Source organism: Sphingomonas sp. S-NIH.Pt3_0716, from assembly GCF_003950715.1.
Lineage (GTDB): Bacteria > Pseudomonadota > Alphaproteobacteria > Sphingomonadales > Sphingomonadaceae > Sphingobium > Sphingobium yanoikuyae_A.
In genome coordinates this window covers 1-5521 of sequence record NZ_QLJK01000072.1, presented here as the reverse complement: position 1 = coordinate 5521, position 5521 = coordinate 1, and the positions used below count along the sequence as shown (strand labels likewise).

At 58.7% G+C, this 5521-nt stretch carries 8 protein-coding genes and 1 pseudogene; 1 reads left to right on the top strand and 8 read right to left on the bottom strand.

Going from position 1 to position 5521, the window contains the following annotated elements; genetic code table 11:
- Window positions 1-229 precede the first annotated feature (229 nt).
- The 5 genes from BRX37_RS25790 to BRX37_RS25775 form a co-directional block, all read right to left on the bottom strand.
- Window positions 230-580, bottom strand: a complete 351-nt coding sequence (locus tag BRX37_RS25790) for a response regulator (protein WP_017503453.1) — start codon at window positions 578-580, stop codon at window positions 230-232.
- Complete coding sequence (locus tag BRX37_RS25785) at window positions 577-1464, bottom strand: iron-containing redox enzyme family protein (RefSeq protein ID WP_017503452.1); 888 nt, start codon at window positions 1462-1464, stop codon at window positions 577-579. The genes BRX37_RS25790 and BRX37_RS25785 overlap by 4 nt, the downstream gene beginning before the upstream one ends.
- 805 nt (window positions 1465-2269) lie before the next feature.
- Window positions 2270-2443 carry a hypothetical protein gene (locus tag BRX37_RS27000; RefSeq protein WP_155276553.1) on the bottom strand — a complete coding sequence of 58 codons (174 nt, stop codon included), beginning with the start codon at window positions 2441-2443 and terminating at the stop codon, window positions 2270-2272.
- A gap of 28 nt (window positions 2444-2471) precedes the next feature.
- Window positions 2472-3332, bottom strand: a complete 861-nt coding sequence (locus BRX37_RS25780) for a type IV toxin-antitoxin system AbiEi family antitoxin domain-containing protein (protein WP_017503735.1) — start codon at window positions 3330-3332, stop codon at window positions 2472-2474.
- Between the two features lie 127 nt (window positions 3333-3459).
- Window positions 3460-3693, bottom strand: coding sequence for a hypothetical protein (locus BRX37_RS25775; protein ID WP_234781609.1), 234 nt, complete (start codon window positions 3691-3693; stop codon window positions 3460-3462).
- A gap of 238 nt (window positions 3694-3931) precedes the next feature.
- Here BRX37_RS25775 and BRX37_RS25770 point away from each other — a divergent pair, with 238 nt between their 5' ends.
- Window positions 3932-4318, top strand: coding sequence for a hypothetical protein (locus BRX37_RS25770; protein WP_125990295.1), 387 nt, complete (start codon window positions 3932-3934; stop codon window positions 4316-4318).
- A 50-nt stretch (window positions 4319-4368) separates the two neighbouring features.
- On the opposite strand, the gene BRX37_RS26995 is transcribed toward BRX37_RS25770, so the two are convergent.
- The 3 genes and pseudogenes from BRX37_RS26995 to BRX37_RS25760 all read right to left on the bottom strand — a co-directional run bounded on the left by BRX37_RS26995 (window position 4369) and on the right by BRX37_RS25760 (window position 5352).
- A complete protein-coding gene (locus tag BRX37_RS26995; RefSeq protein ID WP_017503739.1) occupies window positions 4369-4506 on the bottom strand; it encodes a hypothetical protein in 138 nt (45 codons plus the stop codon).
- A pseudogene (locus BRX37_RS27710) lies at window positions 4492-4700 on the bottom strand (helix-turn-helix domain-containing protein); the annotation flags it as partial. The gene BRX37_RS26995 and the pseudogene BRX37_RS27710, both read right to left, overlap by 15 nt.
- A 238-nt stretch (window positions 4701-4938) precedes the next feature.
- Window positions 4939-5352 carry a hypothetical protein gene (locus BRX37_RS25760; RefSeq protein WP_164522545.1) on the bottom strand — a complete coding sequence of 138 codons (414 nt, stop codon included), beginning with the start codon at window positions 5350-5352 and terminating at the stop codon, window positions 4939-4941.
- Between the last annotated feature and the right edge of the window lie 169 nt (window positions 5353-5521).

Sequence of the window (5521 nt, the reverse complement as noted above, 5' to 3'; positions counted from 1 at the left end):
GGATAACGCTTCGTCTTCTTCGCAATCTGGGCCATCCGCCCCCGGCTCTGCTGCGTCCACATCCAGAGCCTGAATCACGCAGATACGCCTATGACAACCCCTGCCGCCGATTTCCCAAACAGCCTCTTAGCGCGGGGCCGGGTGGTAACGAATATTTGGGAAAGTTCCGGAAAATCGAAGTCAGGTGATCAATAACCGGTTCGTCAACCGATCGTTGATTCCATGATCATCAGTGAAGAATGCGCTGCAACGTCGGGATCAACCACATATGCAGTGCCGGCTTTAAAATGAGAGGCGCGGCCGGATGCTTCGCAACGGCGGGGTGATCGAATGACGCAGAACAAAATAGATAGGGGATGTCGTAAAGCTCGAGATCGTCTGCCAGGAGACCTACATCCTCTCTCTTCAATCGTATATCCAGAACCGCTCCCGCAGGCATGTTTCTAGCCACTGCCTCGACACCGTCGGACAAAGTGGCATGGGGGCCATCTACAACATAATGGGCTTGCTCGAGCATTTCGACAAGGAGTTGTGCGATGACGGGATCATCCTCAACCACCAGAATGGATCGGTTCATCATGCCACTCCAAGATGAGCGCGATAGCGGCTGAAACAGCGTGCGCCGCAATATAACCGGATAAGCGCACCTTCCGCCATTGCTGTCGCCCGGCGAGGATCCTCTTCGACAAGCGGTCGGATAGCCTCATCATTCCAGTCTCGGCTATGCTTCACGTCGAGAACGGCATGCAGATCGAAATATCGGCGCTCCGAGCCTGAAAGACCAATGCGGCGCAGGGCCTTGGCGGTATGAGCCGAGCGATCGGGTGCCGTAAGTTCGATCACGCCCAAGGCGCCTACGCTGTGCCATGCGTAGCATCGCGAGGCCGCCATCGCCGTCATCGCATTTGCGAGGGCCAAGCTCTCCCAGACGGTGTTATGAATCTGAGTATCGAGTTCGAGTATTTCGATCAGCTGACCCAACATCGGACCGTGCATTCCCTTGGGATTGCCGCGACCCATCTCATCCCAGTAATTGCGTGCCAGCTCTAGCTTTGCTCGTGCGGGCAGCTTGACCTGCGTCATTGCGACCAGATCGTCAAATCCTGCTTCGCCGGCCGCCTCCTGCGACAGGAACCATCGCAATTCATCTCTGTCGGCCTCTTCCGCGAGCCAAGGGAATAATCGGTCATGTTGCCCAGGCCCTGTCGCCTTGAGCCCTTCAAACCACACGATGAATCCCTGTGGATCTGTTGGCGCTTCTAATGCCTCCCTGGATACCTGTGAGCGCAACTCTTCCATGAAAGCATGCTCCAAGCGCAGCATGCTTCGATCTCGATCGAGCTGCGAAGGCGTCACTGTATCAGGAAAATCAGGTGCGAGCCGCTGTCTGTTCCAACAGCTCAGCTCCTCCTGAAAATCCTGTTGAAGAAATTGCGAGCGCCAATGTTCAAGCTGGGTGGCCACGACGAACCTCTCTGTTTCTCGTATGACGAGAGAATACGGAAGGGCGCTGCTCGTTCCTGAAAATCAGATTAAACAGGATCAAGGTTGTTGTCGAAATGGATCAGGGGAGCAAATTGAGTTCAGTCAGCATCGCTTAATATCCGTTGCGTCGCGCTCGTGCCGTCCGAATTCGCACACGGAGGCGTCCTATGGAGCATTATGTCGAGCGCACCTTGCTCAACGAACTGGTCGAAGTTGCAAAGAAGCTGAAAGAGTGCCTGGCGATTTTGGATGCGCGCGCGAAGAAGCGGACGAAGCGATAAACGTCTGTCACGCGATTGAGACGCTGATCGGTGCGCCCTCCACGATGAAGCAGTGGCATGATGACCGACTGAAGCCCTGACAGATCAAAAGGCGAGGGTTAGGAGCAGGCTATGAAACCTTGCGGCCGATGATCAGATCATCACGGCGGCCAGGAAGATTGCCTGGGCATTTAGAACGAGCGATGACCGATCGCGATCGTATTGGTAGTCGGGTTTCAAACGATCGCCTCAAAAATACCCCGCCAAAGTCGGCGGGGTAGGGTGGTTTCGCAATATCGGGGAGACCATCTAACGGTCGCTACCCCGCATCGGTTCCATGCTTACCGCAATAAGCCCAATAGGGCGGCGAACAACGCCCCGCACAGGGAGCCCAGAATATCGCACCGTCGACTCGAAAAATAATGTCATGTTAGCGGTGGGATCGGTGTCGGGGCGGCGGACCGTTTCTCGCCAGGTGAGCGTGTCGCGATGAAGCGACCATTCTCGTCGATTGGTTGCGCTGTTCAGTCGATCGAGCCGACGATCCCGTTGATCGCGACGAAGAACATCATCACGGCCAGGACGAACGCCTCGATTGTCAGCGCAATGTCGGAACCGCCGCGCACTAGGCGTGGGTCGCGCGGCGGTTGATCTCGTCGATCACCGCTTGTTGCTGGCTGGTCAACGGCGCTGGGCATCCAGGCCTTCGAACATAGGTCTGCGCGGTCATCGGCTCTCGTCTCCTGCGCGCGCCGCGAAGGCGTCCGGCACGGTGATCTGATAGTGAGGATCGAGGCGCCCTCCGCGAACGAGCTGGCGCTTGCCGCGGCCAAGCTCGACATGGCTGCGATCAACGCGCTTGCTCCAGCTATGATCGTGGCGATCAGCGAAAAACAGGAAGAGCCGCTTGGCCCGTATGCTGCTGCATTGCTCGAGAAGCGCCGTCACCAGGCGCGGCCGTAATGTAGCGAGGTTTTCGAAGATTTTGTCGGCGTGATCGAACGAGAGCGACGTGGGCACGTCTTCCATCATTTCGATCGCGGCACGCTCTGGGCCGGCGACCCGCACAAAATGGTCCCAGGCTTCCTTCACGTCGGGTGAGGGGACGGCGGCGCCAAGCCGACGTGTTCCAAGATCGAGCCGGTGCCAGCCTGTGCCAAGAAGCGGATCCGTGCACAGGCCGCGACGATGCATCACCAGGGTGGCATCAGTCGGCAAAGTCGCAAGCCAAGTAGGGGCCGCGTGATCCGGGTCGTAGAGATGGACCTCCCGATCATTGCCGAGCCGTGCGAAGTGACTAAGGCCATGCAATTCGAGCGCTGTCATCCCGCCGATATAGAGTGTGCCTGCTGATGTGCTTTGCACCGACATGATCGCCAGCTCCCAGCGCAAGCGGCCGGTCGGCCCGTGCGCGGTGGTGCGGCGGTAAACGCGAGATGCGACGCGCTCGAGCCAACCTCTGCGGACATAGTCGTGGATCGAAGTGCGCGAGACACCCTGCATCTGCAACCAAGCGGAATCCACCAGCAGGCCGGGTGCCAGCTTGTGCAACATTTGGCTTAAAGGTTGGCGCTTTTGTCTTTCCATGACGAACGAATAGCCAAATTTATAAACCAAAGGTAAGCGAGAGTTTATAGATGCCGTAATATGTTCGTTATGAGCGAACCTTTTGCCAAATCTCAGAACTCGAGCCCGTCAGCGCGATCGGTTGCGTTCAGGCGGCTTGTGATCGAGACCGGGTCGAACGGGCTGGGCGGACGCTGCTGCAGGGGAACGCCCGGCGCCGGCGCTCCATCGTCTGACCGCCGGTGCGGACCATGGCTGGTTGAACCGTGCGTCCCGCCGCGACATGGGCATCGAGGTGAGCCTTGGCAACCGACATCATGCGCGTCACCGCCTTGCGATTATCGAACAGCGTGCGCCGGATCACCGCCTCTACCACGCGCATCTGGCTATCGATGGCGCGGTCGTTTGGCAGCGTCCGGCCATCGGCCCGCTCCTTCGCGCGGTCTTGCGGTCGTTCCTGCAGTGACGCGCGAGGGGGCCCAGGCGTGCGGCTGTCGGCCGCGTCACGCGCCACCATCGGCGAGATCGTGCTCTTGCTCGCCTCGCCGCGCAGGCGATCGAGCTCCTGCAGATCATCAGCCAGGAGGTTGCCTCGCTGCTGTCAGAGTGTCGGACATGCCTTGATCGCCATTAAGTTCGGCGACTGCGTTCGCGGTCATCGCCATGACGAACGCGATCGCTGCCTGCTCGTCGCCGGGGCCGGCAACTCCGCGAGATCGCCAAGGACGAGCATATTGTCGATGATCTCGGCAAATCCCGCCAGTTCATCGGCGGTTAGCATGCGGGTCATGACCGGTTTCTCCCTTTGCGTGTCGGCGAGGCTGTGGAGCGCTGCGCAATGGGCCTCGATCGCCTACGTGACCGCATCGGAGCCGGCCCCGATGACCGGCGGAGGGGCGGGCTTGTTCGAGCGCAGCATGACGAGCCGTGGCGCGACTTTAGGAGGATCGGAGATCCGCGCCGTTAAGCGCTTCGAGCGGAAATATTCGATGGCGATTTCGATTTGAAGCGCGACATCCGAGGTGCTGCGTAGCATTTCGTCCGAGGACGGCAAAATTTATCCGGCATTGAGAAGGGCGATCTGCTCTCCCAGAACCTCGTGCGGAGTGGGATAGCCCGTGCATTTGCGGGGTGTGCTGTTAAGGCAATCGGCGACGGCCTGGATCTCCTTTTCCGACAGACGGCCGTTGGCCATGGTCTGCGCGGTCGTGGGGAATAGCCGCGAAACAGCGGATGCTCGTCCAGGTGCTGGTTGCGTTTGAGCTCGCGATAGATCGTCGCCGGATGGCGACCCAGCGCATCCGCGATCTACCGAACAGACCGTCCGGTGGCCATCAATTGATAAACATCCCGGCGCTCGTCCAAACCCAGATGCTGATAGCCGTTCATCATGTGCCTTCCTGGAAAAGGGATCAAACCCTCATAAATCCTAGGATTTCGCACTTCGATTTAGAGTCCAGCCGCTTACACGATTTGTTCCTGCCATTTAGAGAAGTCACAATCTCTGCCATTTAGAAATGTCACACGCTCGTGGACAGCAGGGGCTGCGTGGAGCCATCCATACAGCGCAGCGCAGACCCTGCTGATGCTCTGACCTTGGGGACCCGCTGCTCTGCAGTGGGCCCGGTCATGCCCTTTGCACGAAGCTGAGCGTGCCGCGTTCGCGCAACGCCTCGTCACTGAGCCTGGGACCGCGTTTGAGCTTTGAACCACCCAGTTTGCGGCGGTCAATCTTTGGCGGCGGTTCTGGCTCGGGGAAGAGATGCAGGGGCTGGTCGCGGCGGGCAGGGGCGTCGTTATTGCGCTTGCGGTGATGCGGCATGATGGCCTGCATCTGTTTGGCCAACATCAGCGCCGCGTCCAGATGCTTGTTCTCGACAATAGCAGGCTGGTTGACGTGCCGCATCTTATCGAACGGACGATAGGGCAGGACATGGCCCTCATGTTCAATCTCCAGCCGACCGTCAGGATATTCGCACACTGTCACCCGCTTGCGCGCCAATGCTTTGCTGATCGCTGTCGGCTCCAGAATGAACATCACCTTGTTGTAATGGAGCGTCAGCGCCGCCGTTACTGTCCGCTGCTGTCAACGGGCACCGAAGATTCCGCAAAAGTGGGCATCTAAAATTCCCTAGTTTGGCGGGAGTTTTTTTTCGGTGATCAGCCGTGATGAAGATCGAGCTTTTCCTTTGCTGGGCGACCGCGCCGTT

Bases quoted from the DNA above. Each gene is read 5' to 3' on its own strand.
- BRX37_RS25790 (WP_017503453.1), bottom strand. From the start codon at position 580: ATGATGAACCGATCCATTCTGGTGGTTGAGGATGATCCCGTCATCGCA.
- BRX37_RS27000 (WP_155276553.1), bottom strand. From the start codon at position 2,443: ATGCCCAGCGCCGTTGACCAGCCAGCAACAAGCGGTGATCGACGAGAT.
- BRX37_RS25780 (WP_017503735.1), bottom strand. From the start codon at position 3,332: ATGGAAAGACAAAAGCGCCAACCTTTAAGCCAAATGTTGCACAAGCTG.
- BRX37_RS25775 (WP_234781609.1), bottom strand. From the start codon at position 3,693: ATGCGCGTGGTAGAGGCGGTGATCCGGCGCACGCTGTTCGATAATCGC.
- BRX37_RS26995 (WP_017503739.1), bottom strand. From the start codon at position 4,506: ATGGCCAACGGCCGTCTGTCGGAAAAGGAGATCCAGGCCGTCGCCGAT.